This window comes from Vibrio sp. Isolate32 (assembly GCF_022397955.1).
Classification (GTDB): domain Bacteria; phylum Pseudomonadota; class Gammaproteobacteria; order Enterobacterales; family Vibrionaceae; genus Vibrio.
Map to the genome: position 1 here is coordinate 1 of NZ_JAKEUQ010000026.1, position 20,226 is coordinate 20,226.

The 20,226-nt window shown below is 44.8% G+C and carries 15 protein-coding genes and 1 pseudogene; 7 read left to right on the forward strand and 9 right to left on the reverse strand.

Going from position 1 to position 20,226, the window contains the following annotated elements; all coding sequences use genetic code 11:
• Nucleotides 1-275 (forward strand): transposase (locus tag L1D11_RS17570; RefSeq protein WP_239862645.1); only part of this gene is annotated, 275 nt, incomplete at its 5' end.
• 90 nt (nt 276-365) lie between these two features.
• Here L1D11_RS17570 and L1D11_RS17575 read toward each other — a convergent pair.
• The 4 genes and pseudogenes from L1D11_RS17575 to L1D11_RS17590 all read right to left on the reverse strand — a co-directional run bounded on the left by L1D11_RS17575 (nt 366) and on the right by L1D11_RS17590 (nt 4,656).
• Nucleotides 366-1,016: an FAD-dependent oxidoreductase gene (locus L1D11_RS17575; RefSeq protein WP_239833733.1), complete on the reverse strand. Its 651-nt coding sequence runs from the start codon at nt 1,014-1,016 to the stop codon at nt 366-368.
• A 1-nt stretch (nt 1,017) separates the two neighbouring features.
• Nucleotides 1,018-2,532, reverse strand: a pseudogene (norV, locus tag L1D11_RS17580) (anaerobic nitric oxide reductase flavorubredoxin).
• Between the two features lie 275 nt (nt 2,533-2,807).
• Nucleotides 2,808-3,464, reverse strand: coding sequence for a nitroreductase family protein (locus L1D11_RS17585; protein ID WP_239833734.1), 657 nt, complete (start codon nt 3,462-3,464; stop codon nt 2,808-2,810).
• Nucleotides 3,465-3,789: 325 nt separating this feature from the next.
• A complete protein-coding gene (locus tag L1D11_RS17590) occupies nt 3,790-4,656 on the reverse strand; it encodes a glycerol kinase (RefSeq protein WP_239833735.1) in 867 nt (288 codons plus the stop codon).
• Nucleotides 4,657-5,232: 576 nt separating this feature from the next.
• On the opposite strand from L1D11_RS17590, the gene L1D11_RS17595 reads away from it, so the two are divergent.
• The 3 genes from L1D11_RS17595 (at nt 5,233) to L1D11_RS17605 (ending at nt 9,051) form a co-directional block, all read left to right on the forward strand.
• Nucleotides 5,233-7,125 carry a PTS mannitol transporter subunit IICBA gene (locus L1D11_RS17595; protein ID WP_239833736.1) on the forward strand — a complete coding sequence of 631 codons (1,893 nt, stop codon included), beginning with the start codon at nt 5,233-5,235 and terminating at the stop codon, nt 7,123-7,125.
• Nucleotides 7,126-7,315: 190 nt separating this feature from the next.
• Nucleotides 7,316-8,464 carry a mannitol-1-phosphate 5-dehydrogenase gene (locus tag L1D11_RS17600; RefSeq protein ID WP_239833737.1) on the forward strand — a complete coding sequence of 383 codons (1,149 nt, stop codon included), beginning with the start codon at nt 7,316-7,318 and terminating at the stop codon, nt 8,462-8,464.
• 50 nt (nt 8,465-8,514) lie between these two features.
• The gene (locus L1D11_RS17605; protein WP_239833738.1) at nt 8,515-9,051 is read left to right on the forward strand and encodes an MltR family transcriptional regulator; all 537 of its coding nucleotides are present in this window, start codon (nt 8,515-8,517) and stop codon (nt 9,049-9,051) included.
• Nucleotides 9,052-9,090: 39 nt separating this feature from the next.
• On the opposite strand, the gene L1D11_RS17610 is transcribed toward L1D11_RS17605, so the two are convergent.
• The 3 genes from L1D11_RS17610 to nagB form a co-directional block, all read right to left on the reverse strand.
• Nucleotides 9,091-9,504: a glucosamine-6-phosphate deaminase gene (locus L1D11_RS17610; protein ID WP_239833739.1), complete on the reverse strand. Its 414-nt coding sequence runs from the start codon at nt 9,502-9,504 to the stop codon at nt 9,091-9,093.
• Between the two features lie 32 nt (nt 9,505-9,536).
• Nucleotides 9,537-9,812 carry a hypothetical protein gene (locus L1D11_RS17615; RefSeq protein WP_239833740.1) on the reverse strand — a complete coding sequence of 92 codons (276 nt, stop codon included), beginning with the start codon at nt 9,810-9,812 and terminating at the stop codon, nt 9,537-9,539.
• Between the two features lie 103 nt (nt 9,813-9,915).
• Nucleotides 9,916-10,716, reverse strand: a complete 801-nt coding sequence (nagB, locus tag L1D11_RS17620) for a glucosamine-6-phosphate deaminase (RefSeq protein WP_102257676.1) — start codon at nt 10,714-10,716, stop codon at nt 9,916-9,918.
• Between the two features lie 638 nt (nt 10,717-11,354).
• Between nagB and L1D11_RS17625 the strand changes: the two genes are divergently transcribed.
• From L1D11_RS17625 to lhgO, 3 genes are all read left to right on the forward strand, one after another.
• Entirely contained in the window at nt 11,355-12,368 is a 1,014-nt protein-coding gene (locus L1D11_RS17625) for a TAXI family TRAP transporter solute-binding subunit (RefSeq protein WP_239833741.1), read from the forward strand.
• 88 nt (nt 12,369-12,456) lie between these two features.
• Nucleotides 12,457-14,580: a TRAP transporter permease gene (locus L1D11_RS17630; RefSeq protein WP_239833742.1), complete on the forward strand. Its 2,124-nt coding sequence runs from the start codon at nt 12,457-12,459 to the stop codon at nt 14,578-14,580.
• Nucleotides 14,581-14,588: 8 nt separating this feature from the next.
• Nucleotides 14,589-15,803, forward strand: coding sequence for an L-2-hydroxyglutarate oxidase (gene lhgO / locus L1D11_RS17635; protein ID WP_239833743.1), 1,215 nt, complete (start codon nt 14,589-14,591; stop codon nt 15,801-15,803).
• A gap of 126 nt (nt 15,804-15,929) precedes the next feature.
• On the opposite strand, the gene L1D11_RS17640 is transcribed toward lhgO, so the two are convergent.
• Together L1D11_RS17640 and L1D11_RS17645 are read right to left on the reverse strand one after the other, a co-directional pair.
• Nucleotides 15,930-17,465, reverse strand: a complete 1,536-nt coding sequence (locus tag L1D11_RS17640; protein WP_239833744.1) for a M28 family metallopeptidase — start codon at nt 17,463-17,465, stop codon at nt 15,930-15,932.
• Between the two features lie 113 nt (nt 17,466-17,578).
• Nucleotides 17,579-19,948: a M4 family metallopeptidase gene (locus L1D11_RS17645; RefSeq protein WP_239833745.1), complete on the reverse strand. Its 2,370-nt coding sequence runs from the start codon at nt 19,946-19,948 to the stop codon at nt 17,579-17,581.
• Nucleotides 19,949-20,226: the final 278 nt, after the last annotated feature.

Sequence of the window (20,226 nt, forward strand, 5' to 3'; positions counted from 1 at the left end):
GGAGGTGTGGTGGGCACAAGTACAGGAGAGTGGAATTGGAGGTGTGGTGGGCACAAGTACAGGAGAGTGGAATTAAGCCATTGCAAGAGTTCGCACGAAAACTGAGTCCTTATCTTCACGGCATTATCGCATCGGCAAGTTATCCGCTTAACACCTGCACATTGGAAGGGATAAACAACAAGATAAAACTAATCAAGCGAATGGGATATGGGTATCGAGATACAGACTACTTCTTCTTGAAGATAAAAGCGGCTTTCCCCGGAAAGCCGCGATGAACCTTTTTTATGCTGTCACACTGGTTAATCGATGTTGAGTCTATTGACTGGCTTTTTTCGTTTTGTAGGACACCGCTTATGTCATTGAGATTAAGTGGGTGAGCTTGTCTGTAGCTCTTTGAGCAGTGGGAATGCAGCTTTGGTATGCTCTCCAGTGACGATAAACCCAACCAATTGATTATCTGCGTTGAAGCCTTTTGCGACAATGCCTTTCGGGTCAAAGCGAGTCTCCCAGCTTTGAGCGGTTTGGAGGTCAAAGGCAAGCTCGACTACGATCAGGCCGCCACCAATCACAGTGACACGCTGAGCATCATCGATCTGCGCTTTGTGCTTCTCAAACTCCTCCAGGCTATTGAGCGTGATAGTCGCCCCTCGTTTTAGCCCTTTTGCTGGTGGAGTAAATGGTGTGGCCCCCGTTGCAAACACTAACTTTGTGTAGTGGATTGGTTGGCCATCGACACGAATATACTGTTGCTCAATATCTATTTCGCTGACAAGCGCTTTGGTTTTAATAACCACGTTGTACTGCTCAGCTAGCTGCTGAGTATTATGTACGGTGAGTGTTTCCGGCGTTTGTTCCTGACTGAACCCGTGCGAAAGGTTCGGCTTACTATACTCACCCCCCCCCCACCCCGAATCTGCCGTGATCATGGTGATCGCGATATCTTGGTCGAGTTTACGTACCATTTTGATAGTTTGTAGGGCAGCGAAACCACCACCCACAATCACAATGTTCGACATGTTACTTCTCCACAAATACTTCTTTGCCTAAATGGCACTCAGGGCAAAGGAAGTCATCAGGTACATTTTTCCATGGTGTTCCTGGTTCAACACCTTGGTACGGTTCACCTAATTGTGGGTCGTATACCCATTCACAAACCGTGCAACGTCAGCATGTGCAATTTTCGCTGTGAGCGCGTTGCGTCTCTGCCTGCTGTGCTTCTTTGGTAGAAGTTGCTGCAACGGCTTCAGGTTCAGTTGCTTGCTCTGGCTGATTATCCGGAGTGTCGATTTTCTTTACGCTGCGTTCAACTTGTTTAGGCGTACTCACCTCGTTTGCATCGGTGCGCCAAACTTCAGCCAATGTCATGCCGTAATCGATGCATTGGCGAAGAGCATCTGTGTCTGGTTTCCAATGGATGTGTTGCGGAGCGCTGACTTCGAAGTTTGCTTCACGTAGGCGAGCATCAATACGTTTTACTGCGCCACCAGTCCAACCTGAAGAACCGAATGCCGCGGCTCTTTTTCCGGCAAAACGTAAACCGTGTATCTCTTCGAGTAAGGCTGCGATTTGCGGCATCATCACATTGTTCACGGTTGACGAGCCAACAAGTACACCTTTTGATCGGAAGATATTGGCAAGGATATCGTTCTTATCATGCTTGGAAATATTGAACACCTTGATTGCTGTTTCTGGGCTCCCTTTACGAATCCCTTTCGCAATGGCATCGGCCATCATACGAGTGTTGTTAGACATGGTGTCGTACACAATTGTGATGCGGTCTTCTTTGTACGCTTTCGACCATTCGTAGTATTGCTCGACGATCTGGGTGGCGTTGTCTCGCCAAATACAGCCATGGGAAGTGGCGATCACATCGATCGGTACACCTAAACTCAATACTTCTTCGATTTTAGCTTTTACTAGCGGTGCAAATGGCGTCAGGATGTTTGAGAAGTAACGCAGACACTGCTCGTGCAGTTCAACTTGGTCTAATTGGTCGTTGAACAGGTTTTCATCGCAGTAGTGTTGGCCAAAGGCATCATTACTAAACAGAATTTCGTCGCTTGTTAGGTAAGTTGCCATTGAATCTGGCCAGTGCAGCATTTTCATCTCAACAAAGATAAGTTGCTTACCATTACCGATATCCAGTGTGTCGCCGGTTTTTACCGTTCTGAAGTTCCAGTCTGGCTGGTGATGATGGCCGACAATCGAGTTCACCCCCGCTTCTGTGTAGTAGACAGGGGTATTAGGGATCTTAGCAAGTAGCGCGGCAAGGGAGCCGGAGTGGTCTTCTTCGGCATGCTGACAAATGATGTAGTCAATCTCGTTGATGTCGATTTCCATCTCAAGGTTTGCAAGGAATTGCTCTGTAAAGCGATGGTCAACGGTATCGACAAGCACCGTTTTCTCTTCACGGATTAGGTATGAGTTATAACTGGTGCCTTTGTTCATGTGGTATTCCTTGCCATGGAAATGCTCGGTTTCCCAATCGTGAATACCAACCCAGTGAACATTTGATTTAACGTGAATAGTCATAATGAGAATACCTTGTTTGAGTTTCTAAGGTCATCATTGCACTAGTCGTTCCATGTTTTTAAATAATTGTTTTTATGAATTTTTTTGGTTTTTAGTCTTTCTTTTTAGTCTTTCTTTTGAGTCTTTATGACATTCCAATTTCTGTAATTAATATGAATCTAAAGTGTCCATTTGACTCATGTGGTTATCAATGCTGACCAACAGCCAAAAGGCGCGCATAAAAAAGGCCAGACGAAAGTCTGGCCAAATAAGCAGTGTAATTTATTTGTTAGTTTTTAAAGCGTAGTCACGACTTCATCAAGAGCTAGACGCGCTTTGGGTTTACCGTGGTTGTAGTCTTCGCCGTCTTTGTGGTAACCGATAGCCAGTGCTACATCAACAACGTGACCTTCTAGTTCGTCAGCAAACTCTTCGCTGATCATAGCCGCGTCTACACCTTCCATTGGAGTTGAAGCGATACCAAGGCGAGCAAGCGTGTGCAGTGTGTTACCTAGTGCGATGTACACCTGAGACTTAGTCCAGTTTCCGTTGAAACCAGTCTCATCTGTGTTCATTTCTGCGAATGCGTAAGCCCCTAAGAACTGCTCGTACATTTCAGCAGGTAGGTGACCAGAGCTTACTTCTGTGTCTGCGCGTTTCGCGAATTTCTCTTTAGTGTACTTAGGATCGTGAGCGAACAGGATTGTGTGTGACGCTTCTTTTGCATGTGGTTGGTTAAACTGGAACATGTTCTCGAAAGTCTTGTGGAAACGTTGTTTTGCTTCGTCGCTCTCAATGATGATGAATTTCCAAGGCTGAGAGTTGATAGAAGAAGCTGACAGACGAAGTGCTTCTTTGATTACTTCCATGTCTTCCGCAGAGATGCGTTTTTCTGCATCGTATTTTTTAGTTGTGTAACGAGTGTTTAGATCAGTAATGATTGGATGAGTCATGTTGAATCCTAATATCTATCAATAATAAATGTTGTAGGGTGTTATGTTCGGTAACGTCAACAATAAACGGATAACGCATTTGGGCTTTTTCTCTAATATCATCGGTCTTTAATAGAACGGGTCTCTAAGAAAATAAGCGCTGAAACGGTCATCGAACATGCCCCAATAAATCGAGTATCTGCGGTAGCTCAAGTCGATGGAGGTAAGATAATAGAAGAGTAGCCTGGGAAAAATAGCGAACATATCAAATTACTATGGTAAATAATGTCCATAATGATTCGATAAGTGTGATATCAATGGGTGCAAATTGTCTAGATTCAGTAGTTTAGTACGCCTTGATGCCATATTGGCGCAATAATGGTGGAAGGACGCTGTCTAGGTTTGGGATATCTTCCGGTGTGATTTCGATTAAGCCAAAACTATGCTCGGCATAGATTTTTCTCGTCGCTTCACGTTTTTCCTCGGCGATTGGCGCAGAGTCGGTTCCCCAAAATTGAATGTATACTTTGCCGCTTGGAAGATAAAAGTCACTGATCACTTCTTTCGCTATTGGCAGTGGACGCTCGTACGCATGTACCACACCCGCCATATATAGCCAATTGTCGATGATTAGCTCTCCTTTTGAACGCACATAGTGTCCATCCAAGCTTCGGTGCTTGGCCTCGAACTTCTGGCGGAAGCTAGAAAGTGACACATCCGTTGAGTGGCTTTCTGCATCGTGCCCTAGGAATTCAACAACTGATTGTTTCAAACGTTTATTGCGGACTAATGAATCGTGCCACACCACGAATAAGTTTTGTGTGGTTTTATCTTCCCTCTGTGCACCACCGGCCTTTAAACCTGTCGAGGTGACGTGCCAACCGTCTTCTTCTCTTGTTATCCAACCAAGTTCATTGAGCAAGAGGTTAATTTTCTTTGCGCTGAGCTTGAAAGCATTGCCAAGTTGAGTTGCGGTTAGTGTTTGCCCTGAGAAGGTGTCCAAGTCGATAAGCAGCTTCTCTGGCCAGACAATGAAGACACCAAACTTTTTGTGTTCCACATACTCCCCACCAAAGCTTTCCCCTCGCTCGGTCAGCACCCAGCGATCCTGTGAACGTACGATATAGCCGGCTGTTTTTAGATCACTAAACAGGGCTTTGGCTTCTATGCCTTTTTGTTTAGCGAGAGCTGATGTGGAGATCTTGTCTGACATAGCCTTCTCTTAAGTCGTCACCTGACAACTAGATGATGTGGGGTAGGTATTCAACCAAAACAAGTGATTAGAATAACACATCTACTTCGCGTAATTCCTTTTCTGATTGCCCATGTGTTTTTAGTTTAATTGGGGAAGTGTTCTCCAAAACAGCATCAAGAAAGTCCTTCAACACATTGTGTAATTAAGTTACAGAAAGTAAGGCTTAACCCCTCTGGTTGCATATAAATCCCGCTAGGAATGGCGTTCCTTCATACATGGTTTATAGTTTTTAAGATGCATCTTTCATTAAGTGTGATTTATATCACTATTTATTTTTGGTGATTGAGTTGTGAAATGTGATCTTTATCTTATATTAATGAGAGTTATTCTCACTAATTTTGCTTTGTAATTTAAATTCATGACATTTTTGTGATCTAAAGCATTACCGTTAACCCGAAAGTGTTTTTTGTGTGTGATGTTTGTCACGAAAGTTGGGCTGGAGTGCATTTTGGAAATGTTGTGATACATTTTAATCAACTTTTGAGCACACACTTTCGGTCATTTGACCAACCAATACATTACGGGGTTCTACCTATGTTATCACCAGAAGCAAAGATTAAGGTTCAAAACTTTGGTCGTTTCTTATCCAATATGGTAATGCCAAACATCGGCGCATTCATTGCGTGGGGTTTCATTACTGCACTATTCATTCCAACGGGTTGGTGGCCTAACGAAACGTTAGCATCAATGGTTGGCCCAATGATCACATACCTACTACCACTATTGATCGGTTATACCGGTGGTAAAATGGTTGGTGGCGACCGCGGTGCCGTAGTGGGTGCTATCACAACAATGGGTGTAATCGTTGGTACTGATATCCCAATGTTCATGGGTGCAATGATTGTAGGTCCACTGGGTGGTATCGCAATTAAGAAATTCGATGAAGCTGTTCACGGTAAAGTGAAGAGTGGTTTCGAAATGCTAGTGAACAACTTCTCTGCAGGTATCATCGGCATGATCTGCGCGATCATCGCCTTCATCGTGATTGGTCCTGCGGTTAAGATTCTGTCTGGCGGACTTGCTGCTGGCGTAAACGCAATGGTGGAAGCGGGTGCACTACCTCTAGCATCTATCTTTGTTGAACCTGCAAAAATTTTATTCCTAAATAACGCAATCAACCACGGTATCTTCTCTCCACTAGGTATCCAGCAATCTGAAGAGATGGGTCGTTCTATCTTCTTCCTAATCGAAGCAAACCCAGGTCCTGGTTTTGGTCTTCTACTTGCTTACATGGTGTTTGGTAAAGGTAGCGCGAAGCAATCTGCTGCTGGTGCATCTATCATCCACTTCCTAGGTGGTATCCACGAAATTTACTTCCCTTACGTTCTAATGAACCCACGTCTAATTCTTGCGGTAATCGCAGGTGGTATGGCTGGCGTATTCACTAACGTAATGTTCGATTCTGGCCTTATTTCTCCAGCATCACCAGGTTCTATCTTCGCAATCTTACTGATGACGCCAAAAGGCTCTTACATCGGTGTTGTATTGTCAGTTATCGCAGCAACAGCAGTATCTTTCGTAGTGGCTTCAATCCTACTTAAGACTTCAACTCAAGATGACGATGAAGACTCTCTAGAAAAAGCGTCTGCACAAATGAAAGACATGAAAGCGTCTTCTAAAAGTGCTGCTTCAAAAGGAAACGTAAATCTGGCGGATGTTAAAGCGGTATATGTAGCGTGTGATGCGGGTATGGGTTCAAGTGCAATGGGTGCAGGTCTACTACGTAAGAAAGTAGCAACCGCGGGCCTAGATATTGAGGTAACCAACTACGCAATAAACAACCTACCGGCTGATTCACAAATTGTTATTACGCATAAAGACCTAACAGACCGTGCTCGTAACACTGTTCCAGGTGCAATGCATATGTCTCTAAGTAATTTCTTAGACGGCGGCGTATACGACCAACTAGTCGCTGAGCTTGTAGATGCTCAAAGTGATGAAGTGAAAGTAGGATCGACAACGCCTGCAGCAGCTCCAGCGCAAGGAGGCAACAAGCTTGCACTAACTGGTGACAGCATCTTCCTTGGCCTTAAGGCAAATCAAAAGGAAGACGCAATCAAGTTCGCCGGTGAGCAACTGGTAAAACTAGGCAATGTATCACCAGAATATGTAGAAGGCATGTTTGCTCGTGAAGAGCTCGTCTCTACTTACCTAGGTGAGTCTATCGCAGTACCACACGGCACAATCGAAGCGAAAAAATACGTACAAAAAACCGGCATCGTTTTCTGTCAGTACCCTGAAGGTATTCAGTGGGGCGAAGATGAAGATGATATCGCGAAGATGGTTATCGGTATTGCCGCACAAGGCGATGAGCACAACATGGTGCTGATGGCTATTACCAATTCACTCGACGATGAAGACGCTGTGGAATGCCTACAGAACACAACAAACCCTGCTGATGTTCTACGTATTCTCAACGGAAACTAAAAGCTCTAGTCAAGCTCCTGAGTGAAGGAGGCCAGTACCCCCCTACTGGCCTCAATTCCGGTCTCAATCTTTATCTGTAGATAAAGGTTCGGTCTGAATAGGTCACTGCTTAATGCCTAGGACGTAATTGAAAGCGGCATGTGTTTGAGTGGTTAGCTATTTAGATTTAAATATTTATAAGGTCAAAATTATGAAAGCGTTACATTTTGGTGCGGGTAATATCGGTCGTGGTTTCATTGGTAAGCTTCTTTCTGACGCTGGTATGAAGGTTACGTTTGCTGACGTAAATGAAACGGTTGTAAATGCGTTAATTGAACGTCAAGAATACCCAGTTAAGATTGTTGGCGAAGAGTGTGTTGTTGAAGTTGTTAAGAACGTAACAGCAGTAAATTCAGCAACAGGTGCTGTAGTAGGTTGCATTGCTGAGTCTGATATTGTGACAACGGCGGTAGGACCTACGGTTCTTAAAATTATCTCTAAGTCTATTGCTCAAGGCATTGAAAAGCGTGCAGCAGCAAACAACACTGCACCAATGAACATCATCGCGGCTGAGAACATGGTTCGCGGTACTAGCCAATTAAAAGCAGCAGTTTTAGAGCACCTTTCTGATGAAATGAAGGCGTTCACTGAAGAGCACATTGGTTTTGTTGATTCAGCGGTTGACCGTATTGTTCCACCGGCAGAAGCAGGTGAAACAGACCCTCTAGCGGTAACGGTTGAAACGTTCAGCGAGTGGATCGTAGACCAAACACAATTTAAGGGTGAGATTCCAAACATCCCAGGGATGGAATGCACTGATAACCTAATGGCTTTCGTTGAGCGTAAATTGTTCACGCTAAACACGGGTCACTTAGTAACGGCATACCTTGGTGTACTCGCTGGTCACGAGACAATTAAAGACTCTATCGAAGATGACGTAATCCGCGCTGAAGTAACAGCAACGATGGAAGAAAGTGGCGCTGTTCTCATTAAGCGTTATGGATTTGATCCAGAAGCGCACGCGGCATACATCCAAAAAATTCTAGGTCGTTTTGCTAACCCGTTCCTACGTGATGAAGTGGATCGTGTTGGTCGTCAACCTATTCGTAAGCTGAGCCCTCAAGATCGCCTAGTCAAGCCACTGAACGGTACGTTAGAATACGGGCTACCAAATGCTCATCTAGTAAAAGCGATCGCCGCTGCGTTCCATTACAAGAATGAAGATGATCCGCAAGCGGTTGAACTTCAAGCAATGTTCGCAGAAAAAGGTTTTGCAGAGACATTAGCGCATTATTCTGAGCTGAATAGTGACTCAGAAGTTGTTAAACTAGCGGAAGAAGCTTATCTAGCATTGAAATGATAAACCATCAAAGTGCCACCCCAGTGGCACTTTATTCTTTTAGAGCAACCATGCCCATACATACAACACACGAATCAGAGTTACTTGAAGAACTAGCCGAATCAGCCAATGCTGCGGAGTGCCTGTTGTGCGCCTACGATGTCTTAGAAGACATGTTGGACGCTTTATTGAAAAGTATCTTTTATAAAGATGACTACGCTGTCAAATTTGTTGTTGACCCTCTCCTTACCACTGATGGCCCTTTAGGGGAAATTCTGGTTCGAACAAAATTATTGTTAGGTTTAGGGGTGATCAGCAAAGAAGTGTATGACGACATTGAAGTTTTCGTTACTCTCAAAGAGTGGGTCAATATTCAAGAAGGGAAGGTAAACTTCTGGGACCAAGATGTCGTTTTCGAACTTAACCGTATCAATGCAATTCAAAAAATGATGCCAATCGATTACGCCCCAAAGTTGGTCGAAGGCATGTCTGATGATATGAAGCGGATGTTTTTAGAGCGCCATTTTCAAAAAGTGCGCTCAACGATAGTGCTAGCGGTTAATGATATACATCAGCAGCTAGCGAAAGAGAACGTGTTGACTTCTTAATACCATTTCAGTGAGTAATGAAAATAAACTGGGTGCAATTTATGACTCTAGTTTTGCCAACCACAGATCACACTGATCGATGAGCTCTTGCAAAAATAGTGTTGGGTTCGCAAGTTTCTCATTTCCTTTTACACTTGTTGTCGTTACCTGCCAAAAACTCAGTGAGACTAAGTTTCTTTTGTATAGGAACTCATTTAACTCTGCTGATGAAAGCACAAGTGTCTCGCCAAACACATCATATAACTGTTGTATAACTGGCTTTAGCTCTGTGATAGTGCCTTTCAGGAACTGTTCTGAAGTCAGGTTTTCAATGGCTTGGGTATCGCTAGAACTGTTTTGTTTACAAAGTGCTCTAATCGACTGGTAGAGTGAGTTTTCCAATCTTTGTACTGAAAGCAGAGCTTTTCCAAGTAGAGATAGTTGTTCATTGCTTAGGTTAGTTGTGTCTGTCATTTAAGTCAGTTCCTAATAAATTGAAGTCTGTTTTACCTGAATTTTGAGCTAGCTTGTTCGGGCGTATAGGTGTCTGCATTGAAAATAATATAGTCACCGCTTATCAATTTTTCACATTGAATTTGTCCTTTAAAGCCAATGCTGCACAGTTTTTTTAGCAAGTGTGGCTTGGCGTTATCGTAGACAACATTTAAAAAAGGAAGGTGGTTAGAGTGAACTACGTTATGTAGATTAAACTCTTCTAATGCCTCTGAGAGGTGATCACTGTCAGTCAGTTCGATGATCTCGACAATTTCATTCAACAACATGTCTATTTCCATATTTTTTAGTTGATAGCGATTGTGACATAAAAAAAAAACCACTTCCGATAGAAGAAGTGGTTTTAATTCTACAATCAAGATCTACATCAAATTATAGGTCTTGAATGTTCTCAGCTTCTAGCTCTTGGAAGTAGCGAAGAGTCTTAACTTTTAGCTCTTGTTGAGCTGGCTCATCAGCAACGATAATAGCTTTACGGTGCATCTGTAGAGCTGTAACAGTCCACATGTGGTTTACAGAACCTTCGATAGCCATTTGAAGCGCTTGTGCTTTGTTGTGACCTAGAGAAAGGATCATTACTTCTTCAGAATCCAGAAGAGTAGCAACACCGATAGTTAGTGCGTATTTAGGAACTTGGTTGATGTCACCATCGAAGAAACGAGAGTTCGCGATACGAGTGTCTTCAGTCAACGTTTTGATACGAGTGCGTGAAGATAGAGAAGAACCTGGTTCGTTGAACGCGATGTGACCGTCGATGCCTACGCCGCCCATGAACAGGTTGATTTTTCCGTATGAACGGATTTTTTCTTCGTATGCTGCACAGTGAGCATCGATGTCTTCAGCTTTGCCGTCTAGCAGGTTGATGTTTTCTGCTTGAATATCAACGTGGTTGAAGAAGTTTTCGTGCATGAATGTGCGGTAAGACTCAGGGTGGTTTGGTTCGATACCAACGTACTCATCCATGTTGAATGTTACAACGTGCTTGAAGCTAACTTCGCCAGCTTTGTAAAGTTCAATTAGCTCAGCGTAAGTAGTTAGAGGTGTGCTACCAGTAGGAAGACCTAGTACAAATGGACGCTCAGCAGTTGGAGCGAATTTGTTGATCGAATCTGCGATATGACGAGCAGCCCATTTACCTACTTTTGCTTTGTTGCTTAATGGAATAAGTCTCATTGATTTTGCCCCTAGAAATTAAATATTATAGTGTTCTGAAACATTAATTCGCATTATAAAATAAGTTGTCGTATTCCGCTATTGTTTTAGGTCAAGTTTTTACCTTTTTGTCGTATCTGTGATTGGAATTCTCAAAATTGCACAATTATTGTATGGATATTTGGTAGCGTTAAACAAGATTAATACGTTTGTCATATACAGTAATATTGATCTAATTTAGCGCCTGAAAAGGGCTGTGCTTCTATGTTTTGTTGAAGACTATTTGCCTAGAATGATGAGGCTATATAACCTTCGCCGTGCCTAAAACGATTTCATTTCGAATAAAATTTAACCAGGAAAGAACAACAGGCCCTAGTGAGCAATAAATGGCGCACTCTGTATTTGCGATTTTATGGATATCGGTCACACTTAACGCCTAAAGTGTGATATGACTAACTTTCCATAGATATGAATGACTGTTTTTAATGAGCAATAAATGGCTCATGTAATCTGCATTGAATAAGCAATAATCCGCCTATCACTATTGATTTTTTTATTTAAATTAAATCAAATCAATAGTTTAATCTTTGGCATTGTGCTTGCTATCTGATTGTTGTTAACAAAGCAGTAACGTGAATAACTCTACATGGAGAGTAACAATGAAATACAACAAGCTAGTTAAAACTTTGGCAATCGCAATGGTATCTATTGGACTTATCAGCAACGCCTCAGCTCAAGAAGAGCGCAGCTACATCCTAGCAACGGCGTCGACAGGTGGTACTTACTACCCTGTGGGCGTAGCGCTGGCGACGTTAAGCAAAGTGAAATTGGCACCAAAGCACCACTTTTCCCTTTCTGCAATCAGCTCTGCGGGCTCTGGTGAAAACGTCAAACTGCTGAACGAAAACGAAGCACAGTTCGCGATTCTACAAGGTCTTTACGGTGCATGGGCTTGGTCTGGTGAAGGTCCTTATGAGAAAAGCGGTCGCCAAGAACAACTGCGTTCAGTCTCTATGTTGTGGCAAAACGTTGAGCACTTTATTGTTCGCTCTGACTTAGCAAAAACTGGCACAGTGACAGACCTGAACAACCTAGACGGTAAGAAGTTCTCTATCGGTAAGAAGAACTCAGGTACTGAGAACTCTGGTCGCCAAATCATGAAAGGTCTGAAGGTCGATCCTGATAAATTCAACCTTGCGTACATGGGCTACGGCGGCAGTGCGAGCGCACTTCAAAACGGCACCATTGACGGCATGAACACGCCTGCAGGTGTACCTGTTGGTGCGGTCACTCAAGCTTTTGCTGCGCTGGGTAAAGACATTTCGATTCTTTCGTTTACTGACGAGCAAATCAAAGAGGCGAACGGTAACTACAACCTATGGACGAAGTACGAAATTCCTGCGAACACGTATCCGGGTCTAGATAAGCCAATCACCACCATTGCACAGCCAAACTTCTTGGCTGTTCGTGAAGATATCTCGGAAGAAGACGTTTACCAGCTAACTAAAGCGATCTACGAGAACCTGCCTTTCCTACAAGGTATCCATAAAGCAACAAAAGCAATGGCGATTGAGAAAGCGATCGCTGGCTTGCCAGTGCCTCTTCACCCAGGCGCGGCGCGTTACTACAAAGAGATGGGCATCGAAATCCCATCAGACCTAATGTTGAAATAACGCCTACTTGGCCCCGAGTTTTGGCTCGGGGCATTTTGTCCCTACCGATTTCTAAGATGGAAAAAGCCGCCAGAGCTTGGAGTATGAGATGAGCGACTCAATAGAAAAGGAATTGCAGAAGTTTGAGCTGCCCACGCGCACAGGTTTTCCGTGGGTAACCACCACAATCACAGTGTTTGGCGTGGTGTTGTCTGCTTTGCACATTTGGTTTAATACCTTCTCGACGTTACCGGAGTTATGGATTTCCGCTACCCACTTTGCTGGCTTTGCGGTGATTTGTGCGCTTTGGTATCCGGCTCATATCTCTCTCAAGCAGAGTAAGATTGCACTCGGCATTGATGTGTTAATTGCCATGGGCGCGGTCGCGTGTTTGCTCTACATTCCCTATGCTGAAGATGCGCTGTATGAGCGTGGTGTTAAGTTTGTTACCAGCGATTGGGTCTTTGCCATCATGGCAATTTTGATTGTTATCGAACTGATTCGACGCACCATGGGTTGGTTTATTCCAGTGCTGATTGGGGTGTGTCTGAGTTACGTTGTGCTTTGGGGTAAGTGGGCGACAGGTATTTTCCACTTTCCGGGTTTGAGCATGGAAACCCTGCTCTACCGTAGCTTTTATTCTTCTGAGGGCATGTTTGGTTCTATCTCGCGCATCAGTTGGACTTTTGTATTCATGTTTATTCTATTTGGTGCGTGTCTGGTTCGCTCTGGTGTGGGTGATTACATTATTAATGTGGCACGTGCTGCGGCTGGCAAAATCATCGGTGGTCCGGGTTTTATTGCGGTCATTGGCTCCGGTTTGATGGGCTCAGTATCTGGCTCTAGTGTGGCCAATACGGTTTCAACCGGTGTTATCAGTATTCCTTTAATGCAAAAAGCAGGTTTTCCTTCGCGCTTTGCAGCGGGCGTTGAAGCTGCGGCGTCGACTGGTGGTCAGTTGATGCCACCAGTGATGGGCGCGGGTGCTTTCATCATGGCGTCTTACACGCAAATTCCTTATGTTGATATCATTGCCGTTTCTTTCATTCCTGCTCTTATCTATTTCTTGTCTGTGGCGTTCTTTGTGCGTATTGAAGCCAAACGCAGCGGCGTTCAGAAGATCACGACAAGCGATGAATCATTACTTAAAGTGCTGATCAGCGGTTGGCACAACCTTATCCCGCTGGCGGTATTGGTTACTTTGTTGGTTCAAGGCTTTACGCCAACTTATGCTGCTGGCTTATCGATCATTTCAGTAGTGGTCGCGTCTTGGTTCTCGAAAGATCACAAGATGGGACCAAAAGCGATCATCGAAGCGCTATCGCAAGGCGCGAAAAACATGGCGACAACTGCTGTATTGCTGGTGGGTATTGGTTTGGTGATCAACGTGATCAGCACAACGGGTATCGGTAACACGTTCTCACTGATGATCGACGGTTGGGCGAATGGCGACTTGTTCATAATGATCGTTCTAATTGCGCTCGCTTCTCTTGTTTTAGGTATGGGTTTACCCGTGACAGCGGCGTATATTGTATTGGGCACACTGTCTGCGCCTGCGCTTTACAAATTGATTGCGGAAAATCAACTGCTTGAATTGATGGTGTCGGGGCAATTGCCAGAGCAAGCAAAAGCGATCTTTATGTTGGCGGCGCCAGAAAAGTTGGAACTGCTTAATGCGCCAATGGCATTGGAAACTGCTAAAGAAATGGTGGTGTTAGTTCCGGCGGACTTTATGGAAACCCTGCTTGAACAAAGTTTGGGTATGGAAGCAGTAGGCTCAGCATTGCTGGCTGCTCACCTCATCATCTTCTGGTTATCGCAAGACAGTAACGTAACACCACCAGTGTGTTTGACCGCATTTGCTGCGGCAACCATCGCTAAAACACCGCCAATGCGTACCGGTTTGATGGCGTGGAAAATCGCCAAAGGTTTGTATCTTGTCCCGCTGTTGATTGCTTACACAGGCTTGGTCAGTTGGGATGTGACGTCAGTGATTACCGTGGGCTTCTTTGCCATCATCGGTACCTATGCATTGATTGGTGCGATTGAAGGCTACTTGGAAGGTCCTCTAAACATTCTGACGCGTCTCTTGTTGGTAGTGGTGGGTACATTGCTGGTTTGGCACGACATCCCAATGTTGGTTCGTGTGGCAAGCTGCGCGGTATTTGTCGCGGTGTTCATTTACAGTGGTCGCAAGTTCAAATTGCAACAATCTCAACTATCGGTTTTATAAGAGGTCGTATGAAATCAGTCTATGACTACATCATTGTCGGTGGCGGTATCGTCGGCGTATCGACAGCATGGCAACTGCAGCAACGTCACCCAGATAAATCCATTTTATTGGTTGAGAAAGAGTCCGGCTTTGCTAAGCACCAAACCGGACACAATAGCGGCGTGATTCATGCCGGGGTTTATTACGCGCCGGGCAGTTTAAAGGCGGACTTTTGCAAGCGTGGGGTAGAGCGAACCATTTCGTTCTGCGCTGAGCACGATATTCCGGTGGAGAACTGTGGCAAGTTGTTGGTTGCGACCAATGAGCAAGAAGTCGAACGCATGAAAGCCCTCTATGAGCGCTGCCATGTCAACGGCATCGACGTAAAGCTACTCGATGAAGTTCAACTCAAGCTAGCTGAGCCAAACATCACAGGCTTGGGCGCGATTTATGTCAAAACCACCAGTATTGTCGATTATCGTTTGGTCACTGAGCAGATGGCGGAAGAGTTCAAAAAGCTCGGAGGTCAAATCAGCCTAAGAACCAAAGTGGTGGCTGCCGAAGAGAAAGATGAAGAAGTCCAACTGATCTGCATTTCAGACGGGCAAACCATGCAGCTCAATACCAAGTTCTTGGTTACTTGCAGCGGCTTGATGGCGGATCGCATGACTAAGATGATGGGCATTCCAACTGACTTTCAGATCATCCCTTATCGCGGTGAATACTACCGCTTAGATAGCAAGCACGGCCAAGTGGTGAATCATCTTATTTACCCAATTCCCGACCCTGATTTGCCATTCTTGGGAGTCCACCTCACTCGCATGATTGATGGCAGTGTGACTGTCGGTCCAAATGCGGTACAAGGCTGGAAGCGGGAAGGGTACGACAAGGTTAACTTCAGCTTGCAAGATACCATGCAAATGCTCAGCTTCTCCGGTTTCTGGAAGGTGACACAAAAGCATCTAAAAACCGGACTGGACGAGTTTAAGAACTCATGGTGGAAGCCGGGCTATCTCAAATTGGTCAACAAATACTGCCCTAGTATCAAGGTCGAAGATCTCAAACCATATCCTGCGGGTATTCGCGCGCAAGCGGTGTTATCCGATGGCACTTTGGTTCATGATTTCTTGTTTGCCGAGAGTGCAAGAAGCCTGCATGTTTGCAATGCCCCGTCTCCCGCAGCGACATCTGCAATGCCGATTGGTGAGTACATCTGTGGCAAGGTAATGAAAAAGACGGCTTGATGATAACTGAAGATCATTGATCTAAGCTTATCTCCGAAGACTATAAAAAATCTGCAAGCTCCTATCTATTTGGGCTTGCGGATTTTTAATTTTAGCCGTGTTTACTTGTTAGTTAATTAACTAACCTTACAGCCCATCAGGAACGAAATTAGCGACGATAGTGACATCACTAAAGTTACGATAACCGCGCACCATGATGTTGAATTTACCCGCAGGTTCGTTCAATACACACTGTTCGTTGCTGTTGTTCTGGTATGGGCGACAGTCAAAGTTTGCTTTCGATACCACACCGTTATATTTGACGTATAAGTCGGCATCACCACTGCGAGGTCCTGTCATGGTTACGGTTAATTGACCTGAGTCTTCCGTCGTTAAGGTAAAGAATTGCTCTTCACCATAGCCAGCAGATAGGTCGCCAACAGGGGCACCAGGCTCTAGCTCTGTTGGCCCAGTAACGGGTGAATCAAGGCTGGTTTCAACGAGGTAAGCAATTGCCAGTTTCGCGAACTTCGAGGCATGGGTTGCAGTCGGGTCTGAGTTCTCAATCGTATCATGCTGCGTGTGGATGCTCGGGTTGTAATCGTTGAACATGCTCTCGAACGGCATAGCTGCTGGGTAGCCAACGTTGTGCCATGAGGCGTGATCGGAACAGGCATAACCACAACGATCGAAACTGTAACTGATGTCGCTAGCATAGGTGTCAATCAGCTCGCTTAGGTAAGCCGTTAGGTTGCTGTCCGTGTAGTCAGTGATGAAGGTGATATCGTGCGCGGAGCCGTTGTAGTTAGTCATGTCCAACTGAAGTACAGAGACAACATTCGCTTGTTCGTCTCTAAGAGCATTAGCAACATCTTGTGAACCACGCAGTCCCACTTCTTCAGCCGCATAGCCATAGAACTTGATGGTTTTGTCTGGTTGAATACCACTAGCTATCATTAAGCGCAGTGATTCAGTAACGGTAGCAATCCCCGATGCATCGTCGTCTGCCCCTGGAGAGATTGTGCCCTCGCTCGTCCAAGAACCAACGGTTGAGTCGAGGTGTCCGCCAACGACAACGATCTCTTCTGGATACTTCGCGCCAAGTAAGGTGACTTCGACAGACTTTTGCGGATACTCTGCGTGCGTGATTTGGCGTGCCGAGGCATAAGGCACATCTTCAATTTCCGCTTTCCAGCGCTCTAGCAGCCAATCTGAAGCAGCAACACCTGTAGAAGTGGTATAAAAACGGTTGGTGAAGTTGGTTAAGTTCTCTATGGTCGTAACCATGTTGCTTGGCTCGACCTGAGCGATCAAATCATTCATTGTATCTTGATGGCTGATCACCGGTTTTTCGAAGGTGCTCATTGTTAGTGGCATTGCTGAAGCTTTAAGCGCACTTGCTTTGTCTTCGTGCACCATGTAGCCACCACAACGGTGAGTCTCTTCGTGCATGTGGCTAGACAGTTTAGCCAATTGTTTTGCGTTGATTTTTGCAACGACCGAATGTTTGTTTCCATTCACCGCTGGGTACACCGTTGCGCCGTGTTCAACTATCAGGTGCTGAGCGTCAGCATCGGTTGTGATCCAAACTTCTGAGTTTTCTGGTGGTGTAATCCCTAGGGATGCGTAAGCCGTAGCGCTGCCAAATAGAGCCACAGCGAGAATGCTTTTTTGAATAGCCATTTGATGTCCTTTCTATCGTTTATATTGTTGTTTTTCTTATCGCTTTAGTTATGAGGGTTTTCATTACCCATATAGTCAAAGGGCTCCTTTCGGAGCCCTGAATCAACTATCGATTATTGTGTTTTGATGAAACGGTAGTGCTTGGTTTCTGAACAAACCTCGCTAGAGGTACACACTTGGTACTCCACATCTACCGTGCCGTTGTGACGGAACTTATCGACGTATGAATTGAAGTCTGTTGCACCAACATTTTTGCCGTTACGCTTAATCACGAAGTAATCGTTAGTGTCGTAATCCCATGCTAGCTTGACGCGAGCTTTGCCATTCGGATTCTTATTACCGAACTTCAGTTTTAGTGGGAAACCTTCCGCAGAGTTGCTTTCAATTGTGATCGATTTACTTGTTGATGTTGCAACGCCAACATCGTCAGTGACGGTCAGTGTTACCACGTAGTTACTCGCTTTAGCGTAGGTGTAGCGAGTTACTTCCCCCGTTTGTGTGTTGCCATCGCCAAGGTTCCATTGGTAAGAGACGATTTGGCCGTCGATGTCTGAGCTTGTGCTGCGAAGTTCTACTTCTTTACCGACCACTGTGTGTTCGAACGAAGATACTGGTGGCACGTTAGCGATGCCCACTTCATATGCCGCTTTCAGGTTAGCACCTGAGTATTCTGAGTAGCCTAGAATGTTAACGGTGTAGCGACCTGCAACTGGGTTTTCAATAACACAGACTTCATCGGTAATGCTTTCACTCTCACAGATATTCTCTTGAGAGCTTGGCGCATAATCTAGGCCGACATACATATCTGGATCACCCGCAGAGACAGCAAGATCAATCGTCAGTTTGTCTTGGCCTTCTGGTACTTCGATATCGAAGTAAGTTTTTGAACCTGTTTCACCTGCTACTGGTGTTTCCCCCCCATTTTCTAGACGTTGATACTCTGGTTCTGGCGGTAGTGGTGGCTCAGCACATGGTGTTACTCCTACCAGTGTGAATGCAGAAACCACATCTTCTGTGCTGTAACCAAGGTCGGTTGCTGAGTTCTTCACGCCACAAGCGCCCTGCCAGAAATCACTGTTTTCCTGCCAGTAGATTTGGTTTGCTAAAACGAAAAGTTCGAATGCTTTCTTGGTATCCCAACCTTGTGTCGTTGCTAGGTGGTAAAACGCCATATTGAACACGCCTGAGCTGTAGTGCACATTTAAGCCGTCGTAGTATTCTGATGCGTTGTTGATTGAAGAACCGTCACGGGATGGGTCATCCATGTAACGCAAAGCACCGTCACCTTTAAAGATGTTGCGACCTACCATCCAGTCGTTGGTGCCTTTCATGTAGTACTCTGCTGCTTCTCCGGCCATATCAGAGAATGCTTCGTTCATACCACCAGATTGGTTTGCGTAGACCAGACCTGAGTTTTGCTCTGTGAAACCGTGGCTCACCTCGTGGGCAGACACGTCTAAGCTTACAAGTGGGAAGAAGAAGCTTTCACCATCACCAAAGGTCATCGCTTTGCCGTCCCAGAAGGCGTTTTCGTAGTTAGAGCCGTAGTGGACACGCATCATGAGTTTGAAAGAGAGTGGTGCTGTATCGAACCAGTTCTTGTACATGTCGAAAACGATGTTACCGAAGTAATGAGCATCGTTCAGAGGAGAGTACGCACCGTTTACTTCTTTATGTTCGTTACGTGGGCATTCGTAAGTGTAAGCGGTATCGCCTTCTGTTGCGCCATTTAGGTCAACCGTGACAACGTTTTCCGATTCCATCACACACTCAGTGCCATTCTCTTGAACATCGAGGAAGTGGTAGTCGGTACCGTATTCGTACATGCCTGTCTTCTCATTACCGCCAGGGCCTGTACCGATCTGAGCGTGAGCAATACCTTCCCAGCGGTCGATCACTTCACCCGTGTGAGCATCTAGCATAGTGAATGGTCGTGAAGGCTTATCACCACCTTTGATGAGGTAAGAAACAACGTATACTAGGCGTGTCTTATCAGCCCCTTGTGCTCCAAGACCTTGCTTAGAAATGCTTTGGTAGATAAACAGATCATGTTGTACGTTGTCTAGTGATTTGCTAGCTACGTTCTGGGCTTTTAGGTCTTTACTTGCCAGCTCAACTGCTTGAGCGTTGTTGATGGACGGCTTAACGAAAGATCGCTCCAGAGTAGTGGTTTTTAAGTAGCGACCTTGAACAGACTTAAGCGCGCCACCTTGAACACTTTGGGTCGCGTTTAGGTAGTGTCCCCACACCGGCGTCCCCCAAATGTTTTGTTGGATCTTAACTTTGTAGATACCACGCTTTTTCAGGTTAACTTCTTTAACCATCTTGAAGCTTGAGGCATTACTGACGCCTAGCTGAGTATTTAACCCAGAGAAGCTAGTAAAATTGATCGGTTGATTAATGCTAACGGATTCACCCGCGTGCACTGATAAAGACATAGTACTAGCTATAGCAACGGCAACTAAACGCTTTTTCATTCTCATTGTTATTTTCTCTTTCCATGTAAAATCCATGAAAACGTAACAAAATTATCACGTAGATTTTACATAATTCGATCTAATCAATTAGTAGTATGGAGGTGGCCGCTTTTATTCATGAAAATTATACTTTTCGTATTTACAGATAGTTATCGTTTCTGTTGATTTTAGAATTCACTCATACACTTTGTTTATAATGTCTTGATATTTTTATTAAATTTTAATTTCTCTTGAAAATTAAGATTTCCGAGTAAATTGATCTATGTATCAGTTATGGTGTTCTG